The organism is Aestuariivirga sp. (assembly GCF_020252395.1).
In the GTDB taxonomy this organism is placed as follows: Bacteria; Pseudomonadota; Alphaproteobacteria; order Rhizobiales; family Aestuariivirgaceae; genus Aestuariivirga.
The window spans coordinates 40,822-57,576 of sequence record NZ_JADCDB010000016.1; the positions used below are offsets into that span (position 1 = coordinate 40,822).

General features: G+C 67.5%; 17 protein-coding genes. 13 read left to right on the forward strand and 4 right to left on the reverse strand.

Going from position 1 to position 16,755, the window contains the following annotated elements; all coding sequences use genetic code 11:
- Nucleotides 1–27: 27 nt before the first annotated feature.
- Nucleotides 28–1,008 carry an NAD(P)H-binding protein gene (locus tag IOC82_RS08795; protein ID WP_290545805.1) on the forward strand — a complete coding sequence of 327 codons (981 nt, stop codon included), beginning with the start codon at nucleotides 28–30 and terminating at the stop codon, nucleotides 1,006–1,008.
- Between the two features lie 42 nt (nucleotides 1,009–1,050).
- On the opposite strand, the gene IOC82_RS08800 is transcribed toward IOC82_RS08795, so the two are convergent.
- Complete coding sequence (locus IOC82_RS08800) at nucleotides 1,051–1,701, reverse strand: GPP34 family phosphoprotein (RefSeq protein ID WP_290545806.1); 651 nt, start codon at nucleotides 1,699–1,701, stop codon at nucleotides 1,051–1,053.
- A gap of 213 nt (nucleotides 1,702–1,914) precedes the next feature.
- On the opposite strand from IOC82_RS08800, the gene IOC82_RS08805 reads away from it, so the two are divergent.
- Nucleotides 1,915–2,736: an LssY C-terminal domain-containing protein gene (locus IOC82_RS08805; protein WP_290545807.1), complete on the forward strand. Its 822-nt coding sequence runs from the start codon at nucleotides 1,915–1,917 to the stop codon at nucleotides 2,734–2,736.
- Between the two features lie 63 nt (nucleotides 2,737–2,799).
- Here IOC82_RS08805 and katG read toward each other — a convergent pair whose 3' ends face one another.
- A complete protein-coding gene (gene katG / locus IOC82_RS08810; protein WP_290545808.1) occupies nucleotides 2,800–5,007 on the reverse strand; it encodes a catalase/peroxidase HPI in 2,208 nt (735 codons plus the stop codon).
- A gap of 150 nt (nucleotides 5,008–5,157) precedes the next feature.
- On the opposite strand from katG, the gene IOC82_RS08815 reads away from it, so the two are divergent.
- The 9 genes from IOC82_RS08815 (at nucleotide 5,158) to IOC82_RS08855 (ending at nucleotide 12,958) form a co-directional block, all read left to right on the forward strand.
- The gene (locus tag IOC82_RS08815; protein WP_290545809.1) at nucleotides 5,158–6,081 is read left to right on the forward strand and encodes a hydrogen peroxide-inducible genes activator; all 924 of its coding nucleotides are present in this window, start codon (nucleotides 5,158–5,160) and stop codon (nucleotides 6,079–6,081) included.
- A gap of 66 nt (nucleotides 6,082–6,147) precedes the next feature.
- A complete protein-coding gene (locus IOC82_RS08820; RefSeq protein ID WP_290545810.1) occupies nucleotides 6,148–7,800 on the forward strand; it encodes a GspE/PulE family protein in 1,653 nt (550 codons plus the stop codon).
- Nucleotides 7,800–9,008, forward strand: coding sequence for a type II secretion system F family protein (locus IOC82_RS08825; RefSeq protein WP_290545811.1), 1,209 nt, complete (start codon nucleotides 7,800–7,802; stop codon nucleotides 9,006–9,008). The genes IOC82_RS08820 and IOC82_RS08825 overlap by 1 nt, the downstream gene beginning before the upstream one ends.
- Before the next feature lie 15 nt (nucleotides 9,009–9,023).
- Nucleotides 9,024–9,479 carry a type II secretion system major pseudopilin GspG gene (gene gspG, locus IOC82_RS08830; protein WP_290545812.1) on the forward strand — a complete coding sequence of 152 codons (456 nt, stop codon included), beginning with the start codon at nucleotides 9,024–9,026 and terminating at the stop codon, nucleotides 9,477–9,479.
- On the forward strand, nucleotides 9,460–9,909 hold the full coding sequence (locus IOC82_RS08835) for a GspH/FimT family pseudopilin (protein WP_290545813.1): 450 nt from the start codon (nucleotides 9,460–9,462) through the stop codon (nucleotides 9,907–9,909). Before gspG ends, IOC82_RS08835 begins: the two co-directional genes overlap by 20 nt.
- Nucleotides 9,893–10,267: a prepilin-type N-terminal cleavage/methylation domain-containing protein gene (locus tag IOC82_RS08840; RefSeq protein ID WP_290545814.1), complete on the forward strand. Its 375-nt coding sequence runs from the start codon at nucleotides 9,893–9,895 to the stop codon at nucleotides 10,265–10,267. Before IOC82_RS08835 ends, IOC82_RS08840 begins: the two co-directional genes overlap by 17 nt.
- Entirely contained in the window at nucleotides 10,264–10,956 is a 693-nt protein-coding gene (locus tag IOC82_RS08845; RefSeq protein WP_290545815.1) for a prepilin-type N-terminal cleavage/methylation domain-containing protein, read from the forward strand. Before IOC82_RS08840 ends, IOC82_RS08845 begins: the two co-directional genes overlap by 4 nt.
- A complete protein-coding gene (locus IOC82_RS08850) occupies nucleotides 10,953–11,873 on the forward strand; it encodes a hypothetical protein (RefSeq protein WP_290545816.1) in 921 nt (306 codons plus the stop codon). The genes IOC82_RS08845 and IOC82_RS08850 overlap by 4 nt, the downstream gene beginning before the upstream one ends.
- A gap of 2 nt (nucleotides 11,874–11,875) precedes the next feature.
- Nucleotides 11,876–12,958: a PilN domain-containing protein gene (locus IOC82_RS08855; RefSeq protein WP_290545817.1), complete on the forward strand. Its 1,083-nt coding sequence runs from the start codon at nucleotides 11,876–11,878 to the stop codon at nucleotides 12,956–12,958.
- Between the two features lie 11 nt (nucleotides 12,959–12,969).
- On the opposite strand, the gene IOC82_RS08860 is transcribed toward IOC82_RS08855, so the two are convergent.
- A complete protein-coding gene (locus IOC82_RS08860) occupies nucleotides 12,970–13,350 on the reverse strand; it encodes a hypothetical protein (protein ID WP_290545818.1) in 381 nt (126 codons plus the stop codon).
- A gap of 96 nt (nucleotides 13,351–13,446) precedes the next feature.
- Between IOC82_RS08860 and gspM the strand changes: the two genes are divergently transcribed.
- Together gspM and IOC82_RS08870 are read left to right on the forward strand one after the other, a co-directional pair.
- Nucleotides 13,447–14,022, forward strand: a complete 576-nt coding sequence (gspM, locus tag IOC82_RS08865) for a type II secretion system protein GspM (RefSeq protein WP_290545819.1) — start codon at nucleotides 13,447–13,449, stop codon at nucleotides 14,020–14,022.
- Entirely contained in the window at nucleotides 14,019–14,693 is a 675-nt protein-coding gene (locus IOC82_RS08870) for a hypothetical protein (RefSeq protein ID WP_290545820.1), read from the forward strand. The genes gspM and IOC82_RS08870 overlap by 4 nt, the downstream gene beginning before the upstream one ends.
- Nucleotides 14,694–14,705: 12 nt before the next feature.
- Here the strand turns inward: IOC82_RS08870 and gspD are convergent, their stop codons facing one another.
- The gene (gene gspD, locus IOC82_RS08875) at nucleotides 14,706–16,727 is read right to left on the reverse strand and encodes a type II secretion system secretin GspD (RefSeq protein ID WP_290545821.1); all 2,022 of its coding nucleotides are present in this window, start codon (nucleotides 16,725–16,727) and stop codon (nucleotides 14,706–14,708) included.
- Between the last annotated feature and the right edge of the window lie 28 nt (nucleotides 16,728–16,755).

The window sequence follows — 16,755 nt, forward strand, 5'->3', positions numbered from 1 at the left end:
GGCCTGAGCGGACCCCCTTATCGCGCCATGACCAGCACCGGGGCCGCCTCGCACACTCCCCAGCGCGTGATGCTGCTTGGCGCCACCGGCGCCATCGGCCGTGCCACCGCCCGGGCCCTGCTGGAGGATGGCCACGAGGTCATCTGCTTCGTGCGCCCCGGTGCGGAAGGATTGCCGGAAGGCGCCGGGCTGCGAATAGGCCAGGTGACGGATGCCCGCTCCCTGCGCGGCCATGGCTTTCGCGGCGAGCGCTTCGACGTGCTGGTCTCTTGCCTCGCCTCGCGCAGCGGCGCGCCGGAGGATGCCTGGGCCATCGACCATGCGGCCCATGTGACGGCCCTTGCCGAAGCGCGGCGTGCTGGCGTGCGCCACGTGGTGCTGCTCTCGGCGATCTGCGTGCAGAAGCCGAAGCTCGCCTTCCAGCACGCCAAGCTCGCCTTCGAGACGGAACTGATCGAGTCAGGCCTCGCCCATTCGATCGTCCGTCCCACCGCCTATTTCAAGTCGCTGTCGGGCCAGATTTCGCGAGTCAGGAAGGGCAAGCCCTTCCTCCTGTTCGGCGATGGCCGGTTGACGGCCACGAAGCCCATCAGCGATGCCGATCTCGGCCGCTATCTGGCGCTCTGCCTGCGCGACCCGTCCTTGCGCGGCATCCTGCCCATCGGCGGTCCAGGCCCCGCCATCACACCGCGCGAGCAGGGTGAGTGGTTGTTCGCGCTGCTGGGGCAAGAGCCCCGCTTCCGCCAGGTGCCGGTGGCCATGCTCGATGCCATCATTGCAACGCTCTCGGCGCTGGGCCGCCTTTCGCCCAGGCTCCGCGCCAAGGCCGAGCTCGCCCGCATCGGCCGCTACTATGCGACCGAGTCGATGCTGGTGTGGGATGAGACAAGAGGCTGCTACGACGCCGATGCCACGCCATCCTTCGGCAGCGATACGCTGCGCGGCCATTATGCCGCGATAGCCGCGGGCGCGGCGGAGCAGGACCTGGGCGCGCACCGCGTGTTCTGATCGGGTCAGGCCAAGCCGGCGAGGATAATCTTCCCGCGACGCCTACATATGGGCCGGCGTGGCGAGCGCCATGGCGCGCTCGAAGATCTCCACATAGTGTTTCACGTTCTGCCCGATGAGTTCCGTGTGCGAGAACTTATCGATGCGTTCGCGCGCCAGCTTCAGCTCCGACTGCGGCACGATCTGGCTGATGATGCCGCAGGTCTCGGCCAGCGACATCAGGCAGCAGTCGCGCGGGCTGGGCACGCCGTCGCGCAGCAGCACCTCAAGCAGGCGCAGCTTCACCTCGCGCATTTCCCTGCCGTCGGCCGTGGGGTAGCGGCGGGTCTTGAGAAACCACAGCAGGCGGCCTTCGGTCTCGACCAGCACCTTCTTGTCGCATAGCCGCTTCAGCGATTGCTCGCGCACCGTGTCGCCAAGCTCGATCAGCTGGTCGATGAGGTTGTCGGGGTTGCTGTCGAAATCCGCCGCCGCCATGCGCGCCAGCACGGGATCGAGCGCCGCATTGCCGGTCGGCGTCTTGTCCACGATCCACACGCGTGTGGCGTCATTGGCGAGGCGGCGTTCGATCGCCAGCTCCATCACCGCGGCGCCGACGAAGCCGGCGCGCTGGTATTCGAGCGGAATATCGACGAAGCCGCCGTCTTCATCTTTGAGGGTGAGCAGGAGGAATTCCTCCGGAACTGTCAGCATGGTCATTCCCGTCACAAGACGATCCGCTGACAGCATATCCAGTTTCGCAACCCAACGGAAACATCAATTGTCACTGCCGGCGCAACCCGCTAATATGCAAAAGAAATAATAACAATCCGCCGGTCCGGGGGTCTTGCATGTCCCTGGCGGATGACTTCGAGGAGGTGGCTGCGGTCCGATGATGTCTCTCAGCTTCGCCATTAGTCCTGAACGATGAGACTGCTGCAGCGGCTCTGGCGCCACAGTCTGGTTTTCCTGCTCGGCATCCTGACGGTCTGGGTCATCGTCGACGTGGTGTTCCGCATCACCGACAACCGGCTGCCGTGGATTCTCGCCATTGCGGTGACCTATGGGATCGCCGCCTACATCATCCTGCCGCGCGCCATCCGGCTGGGCGTCACGCTCCTTCACCGCCAGAACGTTCCGGCCTACACGGCGACAGGCGACGGGCTGCCCGGCGATCCCGTCAACTTGGCGCTCATCGGCACGCTGCCGCAGCTGCGCGCCGCCTTCGCGAAAATCGGCTGGACCGAGGCCGATGCGCTGGGACTTGTCAGCTCGTGGCGCATGGCCAGGGCCTTCGTATTCAACAAGGCCTATCCTTCCGCCCCCTTCAGCACGCTGTTCCTGTTCGGCCGCGGCCAGGATATCGGCTTCCAGAAGGTGATCGGCGGCAGCCCGCGCAAGCGCCACCACGTGCGTTTCTGGAGCATCAGCCGCGCCCTTGCCGACAAGACGCTGGGCACGACCGGCTTCTGGCTCAACACCGGCCGCGCACCCGATGACGAGCAGGCCCTGTGGGTGGGCGCGGCCACGCGCGACACCGGCTTCTCGCTCGCCTGGCTTACCTTCCAGATCACCCACGCCACCGCCGCCGACACCAATGCCGAGCGCGATCTCATCATCGCAGAGATGCAGAAGATGGGTCTCGTCAGCTCGGTGACCGCCTATAATGACCGTAACGAACTGCCGGCGAAGCGGGTCAACCACTATCTTTTCGATGGCGACGTGAGCGTGGCGGCGCTGAAGGGCTGAGCGATCTGGCAAACGAAAAGGGCGGCTTGCGCCGCCCTTCCGCCACTGCAGATGAGGTTTCGCTCACTTCACGTCGAAGCGGTCGGCATTCATCACCTTGGTCCAGGCCTTGACGAAGTCCCGGACGAAAGTCTCCTCGCCGTCCGACTGGCCATAGACCTCGGCCAGCGCGCGCAGTTGCGAGTTGGAGCCGAAGACGAGGTCGATGCGCGTCGCGGTCCACTTCACCGCGCCCGTCTTGCGGTCACGCAGCTCGAACACGTCCTCGGCCGGCGTCGTCGCCTTCCACTCCAGCCCCATGTCGAGGAGCGTGGTGAAGAAGTCGTTGCTCAGCGTCCCGGGGCGCGTGGTGAACACGCCGTGCTGCGCATGGCCGTAATTGGCGTCGAGCACGCGCAGCCCGCCGACGAGGGCCGTCATCTCCGGCGCGGTCAGCGTCAGGAGCTGCGCCTTGTCGACGAGCAGTTCCTCGGCCGAGAGCGAGTACTTGGTCTTGAGGTAATTGCGGAAGCCGTCCGCCGTCGGCTCGAGCACGCCGAAGGACTCGACGTCGGTCTGCGCCTGCGTGGCGTCGACGCGGCCCGGTGTGAAGGGCACTTCAACGCTGTGGCCGGCCTTCTTCGCGGCCTCCTCGATGGCGGCAGAACCGCCGAGCACGATAAGGTCGGCGAGCGACACGCGCTTCTTGCCCGTCTGCGCGGCGTTGAAGTCCTTCTGCACGCCCTCGAGCGCCGCCAGTACCTTGGCGAGCTGCGCTGGCTGGTTCACTTCCCAGTCCTTCTGGGGGCTAAGACGGATACGCGCGCCATTGGCGCCGCCGCGCTTGTCGGAACCACGGAAGGTGGCGGCCGAAGCCCAAGCCGTGTTGACGAGGGTGGCGATGCCGATGTCCGTGGCAAGGATCTTCGCCTTCAGCGCTTTAACGTCGGCAGCGTCGATCAGGTCGAAGTCACGCGCCGGCAGCGGGTCCTGCCAGATCAGGTCCTCGGCGGGCACCTCCGGTCCGAGGTAGCGCACCTTCGGGCCCATGTCGCGATGGGTGAGCTTAAACCATGCGCGCGCGTAGGCATCGGCGAACGTGTCCGGGTTCTTGTGAAAGAAGCGCGAGATCTTCTCGTAGGCGGGGTCCGCCTTCAGCGCGATATCGGTGGTCAGCATGGTCGGCGCGTGGCGCTTTGACGGGTCGAACGGATCGGGCACCGTATTCTGCGCTTCCGCATTCTTCGGCTTCCACTGCCATGCTCCGGCCGGGCTCTTGGTCAGCTCCCAGTCATAGGCGAAGAGATTGTGGAAGTAGTTGTTGCTCCACTGGGTGGGCGTCGTGGTCCACGCACCTTCGAGGCCCGACGTGATGGCATCCCCGCCCTTGCCGCTCTTGTACTTCGACATCCAGCCGAGCCCCTGTGCGGTGATGTCAGCACCCTCGGGCTCAGGCCCCACATTGGTGGCAGGGCCCGCGCCGTGGGTCTTGCCGAAGGTGTGGCCGCCGGCGATCAGCGCCACGGTCTCTTCGTCGTTCATCGCCATGCGGGCGAAGGTCTCGCGGATGTCGCGGGCCGCGGCCACCGGGTCCGGCTTGCCGTTGGGGCCTTCCGGGTTCACGTAGATGAGGCCCATCTGCACGGCGGCGAGCGGGTTCTCGAGCTCGCGGTCACCGCTGTAGCGCTTGTCGCCCAGCCAGGTGTCCTCGTTGCCCCAGTAGATGTCCTCCTCCGGCTCCCACACGTCGGCGCGGCCGCCGCCGAAGCCGAAGGTCTTGAAGCCCATGGTCTCCATGGCGACGTTGCCGGCCAGGATCATCAGGTCGGCCCAGGAGATCTGGTTGCCGTATTTCTGTTTGACCGGCCACAGCAGGCGGCGGGCCTTGTCGAGGTTGGTGTTGTCCGGCCAGCTGTTCAATGGTGCAAAGCGCTGCGTGCCGTTGCCCGCGCCGCCGCGGCCGTCGCCCGTTCGGTAGGTGCCGGCGGAATGCCAGGCCATGCGCACGAAGAGCGGGCCATAGTGGCCGTAATCCGCCGGCCACCAGTCCTGCGACTGGGTCATCAAGGCGGCCAGGTCCTTCTTCAGCGCGGCGTAGTCGATCTTGCTGAAGGCCTCGGCATAGTTGAAGCCTGGGTCCAGCGGGCTGGACAGCGCGGAGTTCTGGTGCAGGATCTTGAGGTTCAGCTGGTTCGGCCACCAGTCGGCGTTGGAGCGCCCGGTGAACGTGGCGTGTTTCGGCGCGCCGTGGAACGGGCACTGGGCGGCGGTGTCGGCAACCTTCTTGTCCATGATTTTTCTCCGAATGATACAGAATTTACGTGCGATGCGCGGCATCGGACCGCTTCTTGCCCGCGCCATGTGTCAGTGCTGCACCTTCTCTACAACAGGCCCACGATTAGGAATAGTTGAATTTCCTGATCGTTACGATTAGAAGAACTTATGAACAATCTGACCCTCCGCCAGCTGCGCTATTTCGAAGCGCTGGCGCAGCATGGCCACTTCGGCCGTGCGGCGGAGGCCTGTGCCGTGTCGCAGCCCGCCCTCTCGCTGCAGATCCGCGAATTGGAGCTGTCGCTCGGGACCGACCTGTTCGAGCGCAGCCCGCGCCAGGTGCGCCTCACCCGCTTCGGCGAGGACTTCGCGCCCCGCGTTCGCGGCATCCTGCGCGCCGTGGATGAGCTGGGCGATCTTGCCCGCGCGTCCAAGGGCTGGTTCGCGGGCCGCCTGCGGATCGGGGTCATCCCCACCGTCGCGCCCTATCTGCTGCCCGGGCTGGTCGGCAGTCTGAACCGGCTTCTCCCCGGGCTCGACATTCATGTCCGCGAAACCCTCACCGCGAGGCTGCTGCGCGAGCTTTCCGAGGGCCGCCTCGATGCCGCCATCGTGGCGCTGCCGGTCTCCGAACCGTCGCTTTCTGAAGCCCCTCTGTTTGTTGAGGAATTCTTGTTCGTTCGGCCGCCGGAGCAGGCCAGCGAGCCGCTGCCCAGCGCTGACATGCTGAAGGATATGCGGCTGCTGCTGCTGGAGGAGGGGCATTGTTTCCGCGAACAGGCGCTGGCCTTCTGCAACATTGCCCCGGCGCAGCCGCGCGAAATGCTGGAGGCAAGCTCGCTCTCGACCCTCGTCCAGATGGTGGCTGCGGGGATCGGCGTCACCTTCATCCCGGAAATGGCCGCCCCGGTCGAGACCCGTTCGGCCGCCGTGGCGCTGTCGCGCTTCGCCGAGCCGCGGCCCCGCCGCACCATCGGCATGATCTGGCGGCGGTCGAGCCCGCTCGCCGGGCAGCTCCATCATATTGCCGGGATCGTCCGGCAAACGGCGGAGGCGCTGCGCGCGGCGCCCAGCCCGGCGCAACCCGCCTGATTGGGCTCCGGCGGCGCAGCCACCATTTGTTGTGCGGTTAAGCGTCCGCCTGTACAGTGTGTTGCCGTGAAACACCTTCTCAGCGATCTCTCGAAGCGGGCCCTCATCTCGGATGAGCAGGCGGCGCGGATTCTCGGCGAAGCGGCGGATGGCCGCGACACCGCAATCCGTCTGCTGCTGCGCCACGGTCTGGTTGACCAGCAGGTGCTGGCGACCGAGCTGGGCCGGGTGTTCGATCTGCCCGTTGCCCGCACCTGGCCCAGCGAGCGCGTGCTGCCGGAGGCGATCTCGCTGCGCTTCATGCGCGAGCGCCACGTGCTGCCGGCGGCGGCCGGCGGCGGCCGGCTGTCGGTGATCGTCAGCGACCCGTCCGACGAGGCGACGCTCAACGCGCTGCGGCTTGCCTCAGGGCTCGATCTCTCGCTCTCGCTCGGCACCGACAACCAGATCCTCTCCGCCATCGAGCGCCTCGACGAGGGCCGCGGCGCAGCCGGGCAGACAGGTCCCTCGGGCCGCGACGATGACGACACGCTGAAAGACCTCGCCCTCGACGCGCCGGTCATCGATCTCGTCAACCGCCTGTTCCGCGAAGCCTCGGCGGCGCGCGCCACCGACCTCCACATCGAACCTGCACGCGGCTATGTGATCGTCCGCCACCGCGTCGACGGGTTGCTGGAAGAACGCGAGCGTCTGGGCAATGAGCTGGGCCGCGCCGCGGTCTCGCGCCTCAAGATTCTCACCAACCTCAACATCGCGGAAAAGCGCCTGCCGCAGGACGGCCGCGCCCGGCTGCGCATCGCCGAGCGCGAGCACGACATCCGTGTCGCCACCATGCCGACGATCCATGGCGAATCGATCGCCATCCGTTTCCTCAGCTCCAACACGCAGGCGCCTGACATCAACCGCCTCGGCCTGTCGCCGCCCGATCTCGCCAAGCTCCGCCAGCAGATCCAGCACGCCCATGGCATGATCGTGGTGACGGGCCCCACTGGCAGCGGCAAGACGACGACGCTCGCCGCCGTGCTCGGCGTGCTCAACGATCCGCGCCGCAAGATCGTGACCATCGAGGACCCGGTCGAATACCAGGTCGAGGGCGTCAACCAGATTCAGATCCACAGCGAAATCGGGCTCAGCTTCGCCCGCACGCTGCGCTCGCTGCTGCGCTTCGACCCGGACATCATCATGGTCGGCGAAATGCGCGATTCGGAAACGGCGAGCATCGGCGTCAATGCCGCCTTGACCGGCCACCTCGTGCTGACGACGCTGCACACCAACTCCGCCGCGGGCGCGGTGGTGCGCCTGCTGGACTTGGGCGTTCAGGCCTATCTCATCGCCTCGACGCTGCGATGCGTCGTCGCCCAGCGCCTGGTGCGCAAGTTGTGCATCCACTGCCGCGAGCCCTATGAGGCGCCGCACGAGCTCCTCGCGCAATTGCCGGAAAGCGCCGGCGCCCCGGGCTATGGCAACGTCACGCTCTACAAAGCCTGTGGCTGCACCTATTGCGGCAACACCGGCTTTGCCGGCCGCGCCGCCATTTTCGAAGCCCTAGTGATCGACGACCATGTGCGCCGCCTCATCAAGCCGGGCGTGTCGGCCGACGTCATCGCCCATGCGGCGCGCAAGACCGGCACGCCGAGCATGATGGCTGACGGCTTCGCCAAGTGCCGCGAGGGCCTCACCACCATCGAGGAACTCGGCCGCGTGACGTCGGAGGATTGATGGCCAGCTTCCGCTATTCGGCGATCAGGGACTCGGGCGAAAGGGTGGCCGGGATCATCGAGGGCGCCGACCGCTCTCTGGCCATCAGCCGCCTGTCGGAACAGGGCCTCCACCCCATCGACATCCGCGAGGATGACGGCAGCGGCGCCACCGCTTTCATGAGCTTCACGGGCAGCCGCATTCCGCGCGCCGAGCTCACCGGCTTCACCCGGCAGCTCGCCTGGCTGCTGCAGGCTGGCACCTCGCTCAACCGCTCGCTCGAAATCCTCTCGGGCGAAACCTTCTCTAAACCGCTCGCCGCGGCGCTTGGCGATGTGAGCGGCGCCATCCGCAAGGGCCGCAGTTTTCATGACGCGCTGGAGGAGACAGGCGCCTTCCCGCCCTTCTATCTCTCGATGGTCGAAGTGGGCGAAGCGACCGGCACGCTGGGCCCGGTGCTGGACCGCCTGGCCACCGCGCGCGAGCGCGAGCAGAAGGTGCGCGGCAAGGTCACCTCGGCGCTGGTCTATCCGGTCATGCTGGTGGTGCTGTCGATCGGAGTCGTCATTTTCCTCATGGTCTCGGTGGTGCCCGGCATCAAGGACATGATCTCGAGCAGCGGCGCCCCCATTCCCGATTCGGCGAAGATGGTGCTCAACGCCTCCGACTGGCTCATCGCCAACGGCCTCACGCTCGCCGCCGCCGCCGCCCTCGCCGTTCTGGCCATGGGCTATCTGTGGACCCGCAGCGCGCTTCCCCGCCTGATGCGCGACCTCGCCCTGCGCCTGCCGCTGCTCGGCAAGCTGCTGCTGAAGTCAGAGGTGGCGCAGTTCTGCCGGCTGCTCGGCACGCTCTCCGCCGCGGGCATGAACCTGCAGGCGAGCCTCAAGCTCATCGCCTCCACCAGTCCAGACCGGCGCATCCTCGGCGCGGCGGAGCAGATGGAAGTGGCGCTGCGCAGGGGCGAGGATTTCGTGGAGCCGCTCGAACGCTCGAAGATCCTGCCGCCCTTGCTCGCCCGCATGATCAAGGTTGGCGCCGAGACAGGCAACCTCACGCCCAGCCTGCTGCGCGTCACCGACATTCTCGACGACGAGCTGGACCGCCTGACCGACCGCACCGTATCGCTGTTGGGCCCGGTCATCATCCTGGGGCTCAGCGTCTTCGTCGGCTTCATCATCACCTCGCTCATGAGCGCGGTCATCTCCATCAACGATCTGGCACTATAGCAACAGGGTTTCGTCATGATCTCGATCGCCATCCAGAAGCGGCTCCGCAACCGGGCACGGCGCAGAAAGGACGAGGGAGGCTTCACCCTCGTCGAATTGCTTGTGGTGCTGGTCATCCTCGTGCTGCTGGCCTCGATCATCGGTCCGCGCGTCATCGGCTATCTTGGCAGTTCGCGCGCCAAGACGGCGCAAGTCCAGATCGAAAGCATGGTGACGGCGCTTCAGCTTTTCCACATCGACGCCGGCCGCTATCCCACCTCCACCGAGGGGCTCGCCGCGCTGGTGAAATCGCCCGGCAATGTTGCGGGCTGGAACGGGCCCTATCTCTCCAAGGCCGACGTGCCGCAGGACCCGTGGGGCCGCCCCTACATCTACCAGTCCGGGCAGAACGGCAGTTCCTTCGAAATCAAGACACTGGGCGCTGACGGCAAGGAAGGCGGCTCCGGCGAGAATGCCGACATCTCGAACTGAGACAGAGGCAGGTTTCACCCTGCTCGAATTGCTGGTGGTGCTGGTGATCCTGGCGCTGTCGGCGACGGCGGTCATGTCGATCGGCCAGTCGAGCCTCGAGTCGGCGCGGGCCCGTTCCTTTCTGGTCGAGGCCGAGGCGCTGTTCCGCGACGCGCGCACCCAGGCCATCGAAACCCGCAGCCCGACGGCGGTGACGATCGACGTGAAGGCGCGCCGCCTCAGCCTGGCGGGTGGCCGCTCGCTGGTGATGCCGGGCGGCCTGTCGCTCGATGCGCGGATCGCCGTTCCCAAGGATGGCGGCCTCCCGGCCGTCCGCTTCTTTCCATCCGGCGCCTCGACCGGCGGCGAACTCGCCTTCGGCTTCCGCGGCCGCACCTATGACCTTCGCATCAACTGGCTGACGGGCCGGGCCGATGTCCAGGCGCTATAAAGGCGAGACGGGGTTTTCGCTGGTCGAGGTGCTGTGCGCCCTCGCGGTGGCGGCGAGCGCCATCGCGGTGCTCACCAGCGGCGTCGGCAGCTCGCTGAAGGGCGTGTCCACGCTCGATCAGCATCTGGGCGCCCGCATCATCCTGCAGTCCATCCTCGAGGACGAGCTGGCCGCCGCCCAGACCGAGCCCGCCCGGCGCACCGGCGATTCCGGACCCTACCGCTGGCAGCTGATGATCGAGCCCGTGGCGGCGCCGGCCAAGCTCGACGGTCCCTACCGCATGTACCGCCTCACCGCCTCGGTGGGCTGGGGCCGCGGCGGCCAGGTCACCGGCACAGCGCTGAAGCTCAGCCGATGATGCGCCTGCCCTCAGGCCGCAGCGAGGCCGGCTTCACGCTCGTCGAGGTGCTGGCAGCGCTGGTTCTGGCCTCGCTCATCCTCGTATCCCTCAACATGGCGATGTCGGCCGTGGACAAGGGCGCCGCCCGGACGCGCCGCAGCCTCGGCGAACAATCGGAGATCGGGTCGGCTGTCAGCATTTTCGGGCGCGACGTGGCGCGCATTGCCAAGATCCGGCGTCCGGCCCCGCCGGACCAGTTCGACGGCTATGTCTTCGACGGCGCCCGCAACGTCATGGTCTATCCCCTGCGGGAGGAGGCCGCCCTCGCCGATGCCGGCCTTTACCTGGTGCGGCTCAGCATCGCCCGCAAGAATGGCCAGAGCGTGCTGCTGCGCGAGCGCGCGCCGTTTCCGCTGCGTGGCGATAATGCGCTGCCGAAGTGGCGCGACCCCGTGGTCCTGCTTTCCGGCCCCTTTGACATCGCTTTCGCCTACCGCGCCCAGCGCTCCGGCCAGCGCCAATGGAGCGACCGCTGGGTGGCGGTGGAGGCGATGCCCGAACAGATCCGCCTGACGGTCACCGACACCGCCACCGGCCGGCTGCGCGTGCCGGGCTTCGTGCAATCGCTGGCCATCGATTCTGAGGTCGATTGCGCCGGCAGCCGCGACGCGCGCTGCGGCGGCGGCGAAGCTGAGGCCACGCAATGAGCCGCGCGCGGCAGGCCGGCGGCGAACGCGGCATCATCCTCATTGCGGTGCTGCTCGCCGTGGCCATGATGGCGGTGATGGTGGTGGCGGCTGCCGCGCTGACGCGCGCCGGAATCGGCAACGAGCAGCTGGAGCAGCGCCGCCTCGCCTCGCATCTCGCCCTGCGTTCCGGCATCGAGGCCGCCAAGGCGCTGATCCTCGCCGCCCCGGAAGCCGAGCGCCTGTCGTTCATGGGCGATAACGAGCCGGTCAATCTCGGCAACGGGATCTCGGCCATCGTCAGCCTGCGCGATGCCGGCGGTCTTGCTGACCTCAACCGGTCGGACCCCCAGCTGATCGAGGCCGTGGCCCGCATGGGCGGCCTCGGCAAGGCGGCGGATGGCCTGGCGGACAAGATTGCGGAACTCCGCAAGCAGGCCGCGCCCGATGCGGGCGTGGGCCCGCCTCCCGCCAACAGCAACCCTAACCCGGCCGCCCCCGGCAGCGAGGAGGCGAAGCCGCCGGCGGTGCCTATCGTCTTTCTGTCGCTGGACCAGATGCCCGCCCTGCTGGACATCGAGTCCGCCGACGCGAAGACGCTCGCGTCGCTTCTCACGGTCTATAATCCCACCGGGCAAATAAATCCGCTTGCAGCGCCCGATGAGGTGCTGCAGTCCATACCGGGTCTGACGGACAGGGACATTTCGGACATCGCGATGGCGGGCAAGACGGGGGCAGGCAAGGACGACAGCCGGCTGCAGCAGCTGATCCAGCGGCTGCCGGGCCTGTTGAGCCTGAGGCAGCCGCGCGTCTTCATGATCGAGGTCAAGCTCGATGGCGGCCCCGGTATCCTGCCGGGCAGCGCGGCGCGCGCCGTGGTGCGCCTGACGCCGCAGGCGCTGATGCCCTTCGGCACGCTGGCGCTCGAGGAAGAATGACGATGGACGACAGCAGCATCACGCTCTCCTTCGCCAGCATCTGGAACGGCCTGCGGTCTCCGGTGCTGGCGCTGGCCGAGGAACTGGCGCTGCGCCGGGCCTCGGGCGAGCAACCGGCGGTGGAGATCCGTGTCCATGCAGGCGGCCTCGAGGTGCTGCGCCACCGGGGTGGGGCTGCCGAGGTGCTCCTGTCCGCCGCGGGCCGCCCGCAGGCGGCCCTGCTGGACATCATTCGCCAGCTCGCCCGGGGGCTGGGGTCCCAGGCCGCGCTCAGTTTCGCGGCCGACCAGTCGGTCAGCCAGCAGATCGTCCTGCCGCAGCAGCCCGACGCCGTGCTGCGCGCCATCGTCCGAAACAAGGTCGAAAGCCTTGCCCCGTGGCCGCTTGCGCAATGTCTCCACGGCATGCGCGCCTCCGCCATCGCCGGCGATCCGCAGCATGTGCGCGTCGACGTCGCGGTGGTAAGCCGCTCGCTTCTGGAAGATCTCGCCGCCACGCTGCGCCGCGCGGGCGTGGAGGTGAAGGCCGTCTCGGTGCAGCTGCCGGACGGCCAGCCGGTGGCCATCGATCTGGGTGGTGACGATGTGCGCCGCGAGGCGCGCGCCCACGCCGCGCGGCTGGCCCGGACCGCCGCCGCGGTTTTGGCGCTGCTCACCGGTCTCGGCCTGCTGTGGATCTACCGGACGTCTTCGGAGGCCACCCGCCTCGAGGCGGAAACCGCATCGCTTATGGGGTCGCTGAAGCCGGGCGGGACGCCCGCCGGCGAAACTCCGCAGGTGTCCGCCGCCAACCGCCTGTTCCAGGCGCGGCAGGACCGGCTGTCCGCCGTCGCCGTCCTTAACGAATTGTCCAAGCTGCTGCCTGACAACGTGCACCTTCTGTCGCTCGATCTCGAGGGCGACCAGATCACCATCAAGGGGCAGGGCAGCGGCGTTCCAGATCTCATCCAGCTGCTTGAGGCCTCGCCCGAATTCGAGGGCGTCAATTTTGCCGCCGCCACCGAGCTCGACCAGAACAGCAATGCCGATGTGTTCTCCCTCGTCGCAACGCTCGCGAAGGCGCCGCCGCCCGGAGGCGTGCCGTGAGCGGGCCGCTGTCAGCGCGGAATTTCGCAGCTGCCGAAATCGACCGCCGACATGCCGGCCGCCAGCAGCGAGGTGCTGAGCGCCCCGGTCACCCGGTTCATGAACACCGCGCGGGCGGAAATCTCCGGGCCCTCCTTGCTGATGCCCACGATCGACGTGTCGCGGATGTCGAACTGCATTGGCGCTTCGCTGCAATCGCGGTCCGAGAAGCGGTTGGGGCACAGCCGGAAGCTGCCCGCGGCGAGGTCCAGCACCATGCGCTGGGTCTTGCCGCTGTTGGTGCAGCCGGTGGAGAAGCACAGGTTGCCGCGGCTGATCAGGCAATCGAGCGTTTCCGCCCGCGCCGCTGGCGCGCCGGCCAACACCGCCAGAGTCATGAAGGCGACGGACATGGGTAATCGGACCGGTGCAGGCAGCATGGAGCCAGTCATAGCGGTAGCGCCCCCGCTTGTCGACGCGGCAGAACCGGGCGTGGGGGCCGCTGCCCGATGATCGTTTCCACCGTCAAGAACCTGTCGGGCGAGGCGCGCAAGGGCGTCGCCGTTCTCGCCGTCGCGGCGCTGGCGGCAGTGGTCCTCGCTTATCTGCTTTTGGTATGGAACGCCCAGGCGGCCGAGCGGCTGGCCGAGGCCCGGTCCGGGCATGATCTGGTTGCCGCCCGCACGGCGAAGGCCGTGCGCGAGGGCGCCACGCGCCTCACCGCCGCCGATGACGTGGCCCCGATGTTCCTCGAAGGGGCAACGCCGGGCCTCGCCTTCGCCGAGTTCCAGTCGGTGGCCGGCGACGCCGCCACGGCCGCCGGCCTTGCGGTCAAGCGCATGCAGCCCGTCGACCCGGGCGACAGCGAGGGCTCAGCGCCCTACCGCCTGAGCATGGATGCCGAAGGCAGCATCGGCCAGCTGCGGGATTTTCTCGCCGGCATCGAATCCCGCCTGCCGGTGATGTTCGTGACCGGCCTCGAGATACAGCCCGCCGCCGGGGCGGGCGAGGGCGATCCCTACCCGTCCGAGTCGCTGCGCATGACGGTGCGGATTGAGGCCTATGGATGGAGGGTGCAACCGTGAACAGGCGGCTGGCAGGGCTGACGGCCGTTGCCGTCCTTCTTGGCGGTTACCTCGGCTATGAGTATCTGGGCCATTTCCAAGCGGGCAGCGGCGGTGACTCCGCAGCCTTGAGCGCCGGGGGCCCGCGCGCCGCTGGCGTGAAGCTGAACCCGCTGCAGGGCCTCGATCCCAAGGTCTTCCTGGCTATCGTCGACCGGCCGCTCTTCAACCCCTCGCGCCAGCCGCGCCCGGCGGAGCAGCCGCCGATGCCGGTGGCGCCGGTGGCCGAGCCGCCGCCGCCTCCTCCGCCTCCTCCGCCGCCCCCGCCGGTGCAGGGTCCGGGGCCGGAGAATTACCAGCTGCTGGGCGTTGCCTCAGGGCCTGATGGCCGCATCGCGGCGTTGCGCATTGCCTCGAGCGGCGATGTCGTTTACCTGCGCAAGGGCGAAAGCGTCGACAGTTGGAGCGTCATCGACATCGGAGAGCGCACGGTGGCGATCGGCACGCCGGAGAACGCCGTTACCTACAGCCTGTTCACCACCACCGCCCAGCCGGCCAGTGACCCGGCCATGACCGATCAGGGCCAGGCGCAGCCCCTGCCGATGCCAATGCCGCTGCCGCTTCCCATGCCACAGCCGGGGCGGTCCCGCGGCATGCCAGACCCCCGCCTCCTGCCCGGCTCCGGAGGCTAGCGCGACGGGTCCTCAGTCGAAGTTGAGGTTCTTCATCTTGGCGCGCAGGTCCTGCGACATGCGCGAGGCCTCCTCGCCATTGCGCACGATGGTGGGTGTGATGAACACGATCATTTCGTTGCGCGTGGCGATGCCGCCCGTGGTGCCGATCAGGCGGCCCAGCAGCGGCAGCTGGTTGGCGCCCGGCACGGTCACCCGGCTGCGGTCCTCCGTGCCGTTGATGAGGCCGCCCAGCAGCACCGTCTGCTGGTCGTTCACCGAAACCTTGCTGTTGATGGTCCGCTGGGTGAATTTCGGCTGCCCGCCGATGCCGGTTTCCTGCTGCACGGCGGACAGCTCCTGGCCGAGGTCGATCATCACCGCGCCGTTGGCGTTGACGCGCGGCTTCACTTTCAGCACCACGCCGGTGTCGCGGTATTCGTAGGAATTCACCGTCTGGCCGCCCTGCGTGGTTTCCGTCTGGGTCTGGATCGGAACCTGGTCGCCCACCTTGATGGTGGCGGTCTCGTTCTCCATCACGAGGAGCGACGGCGACGAGACGATGCGCACATTGGTGACCTTCGACAGCGCGTCCACCACCAGCTGCGGGTTGGAGATGCCGCCCATCACGAAGTTCATGCCCGGCAGCTTGGGGCTGATCACCGATCCCGTGGTGGAGGTCTTGTCGGTCAACATAAAGCTGAAGTTGCCGCTCTCGAAATAGGCCTGCACGCCATAGCGCAGGGTGTCGTTCAGCTGCACCTCGGCGATGGTCGTGCTGATCAGAACCTGAGTCGAAGGCTGGTCGATCTGTGCCAGGGTCGAAAGGATCTCCCGGTAGTCCTTCGGCGACGCGCGGATCAGCAGGGTGTTGTTGGCCGCAATCGGCGTGATGCGGATGCCGTTGCCGGAGAAGCCCGAACCGCCGCCGCTCGCGCTAGCGGAGCCCGAGGCCGGGGTTTCCGCGGTACTGGAGGTTGCGTTGGGGTCGCCTTCCGGCTGGCCCGGTTGCATGGGCGGCTGGGGCGGCACGCCGCCCATGCCGCCCATGTCGTTCGGCTGCTGATCCTGTCCCTGCTGGTCCTGGCCGCTGCTGTCGATCGAAACATTCATCTGCTGGCTGTCGGGGGCCACCTCCGCCGACGTGCCGCCCCCGCCCCCCGTGCCGTATGTGGCGTTGAGGATCTTCGCCAGCTCCGTGGCATTGCCGTTCTGCACGGCATAGACATAGGACTTCGGCGCATCGAGGTTTTCGCGGTCGAGCCGCTTCACCCAGGTGATGGCGCGGCGCACCTTGGCCTGGTCGTTGGCGATGATGATCAGGCTGTTGAGGCTCGGCACGGGAATGATTTTGAGGCCGTTCGGCCCCGCGCTTGCATTATCTTGGGCGAAGACCCTCATCACCTGGGCGGAAATGTCCTCGGCGCGGCCATTCTCGAGCGTGGCCATGGCGAAGGTCTGGTTCTTCATGGTGTCGACGTCGAAGTTGGTCACCACCTCCACCAGTGACCGGCGCTGCGAGGCGGGGCCGCGGATCAGGATCATGTTGCCCGCATTCCATGCCCGGGCGGATCCCAGCTGCTGCATGAATCCGTCGAGCAGGTTGACCATCGCCGAAGGCGCCACATAGCGCAGCGGCACCGCGCTCACGCCATAGCCTGCGGAGACCTCCTTGCCCATGTCGAGGTTGTTGGCGTCATTCTCCAAGGCCTGCAGCATCACCACCTTGAAGTTGCCGTCGGATTGGACGAGCGCGCCATTCGCCATCTTGAGCGACGCCTCGAAGGTGTCGAGCAGCTGGCGCGCGCTGAGTGGCCTGTTGCTCACCATGGTGATGGACGCCTGCAGGCTGGGGTCGACGGTGTAGTTGTAGCCCAGCGTCTCGCCCAGGATCAGCTTGCTCGCTTCGGCCACCGTGGCGCCGTCTAGGTTGACGGTGAACTTGCCATCGTCCTGCTCGCCCACCCCTGCCGGCGGCTCGCTGCCGTCGTCACCCGATGCGGGGCTGACGCTAGGAAATACCTCGTAGCGCGCCGCCTGGGCGGCTGGCTTCATCACCGGGCCACCGCCACGGGTGGTGACT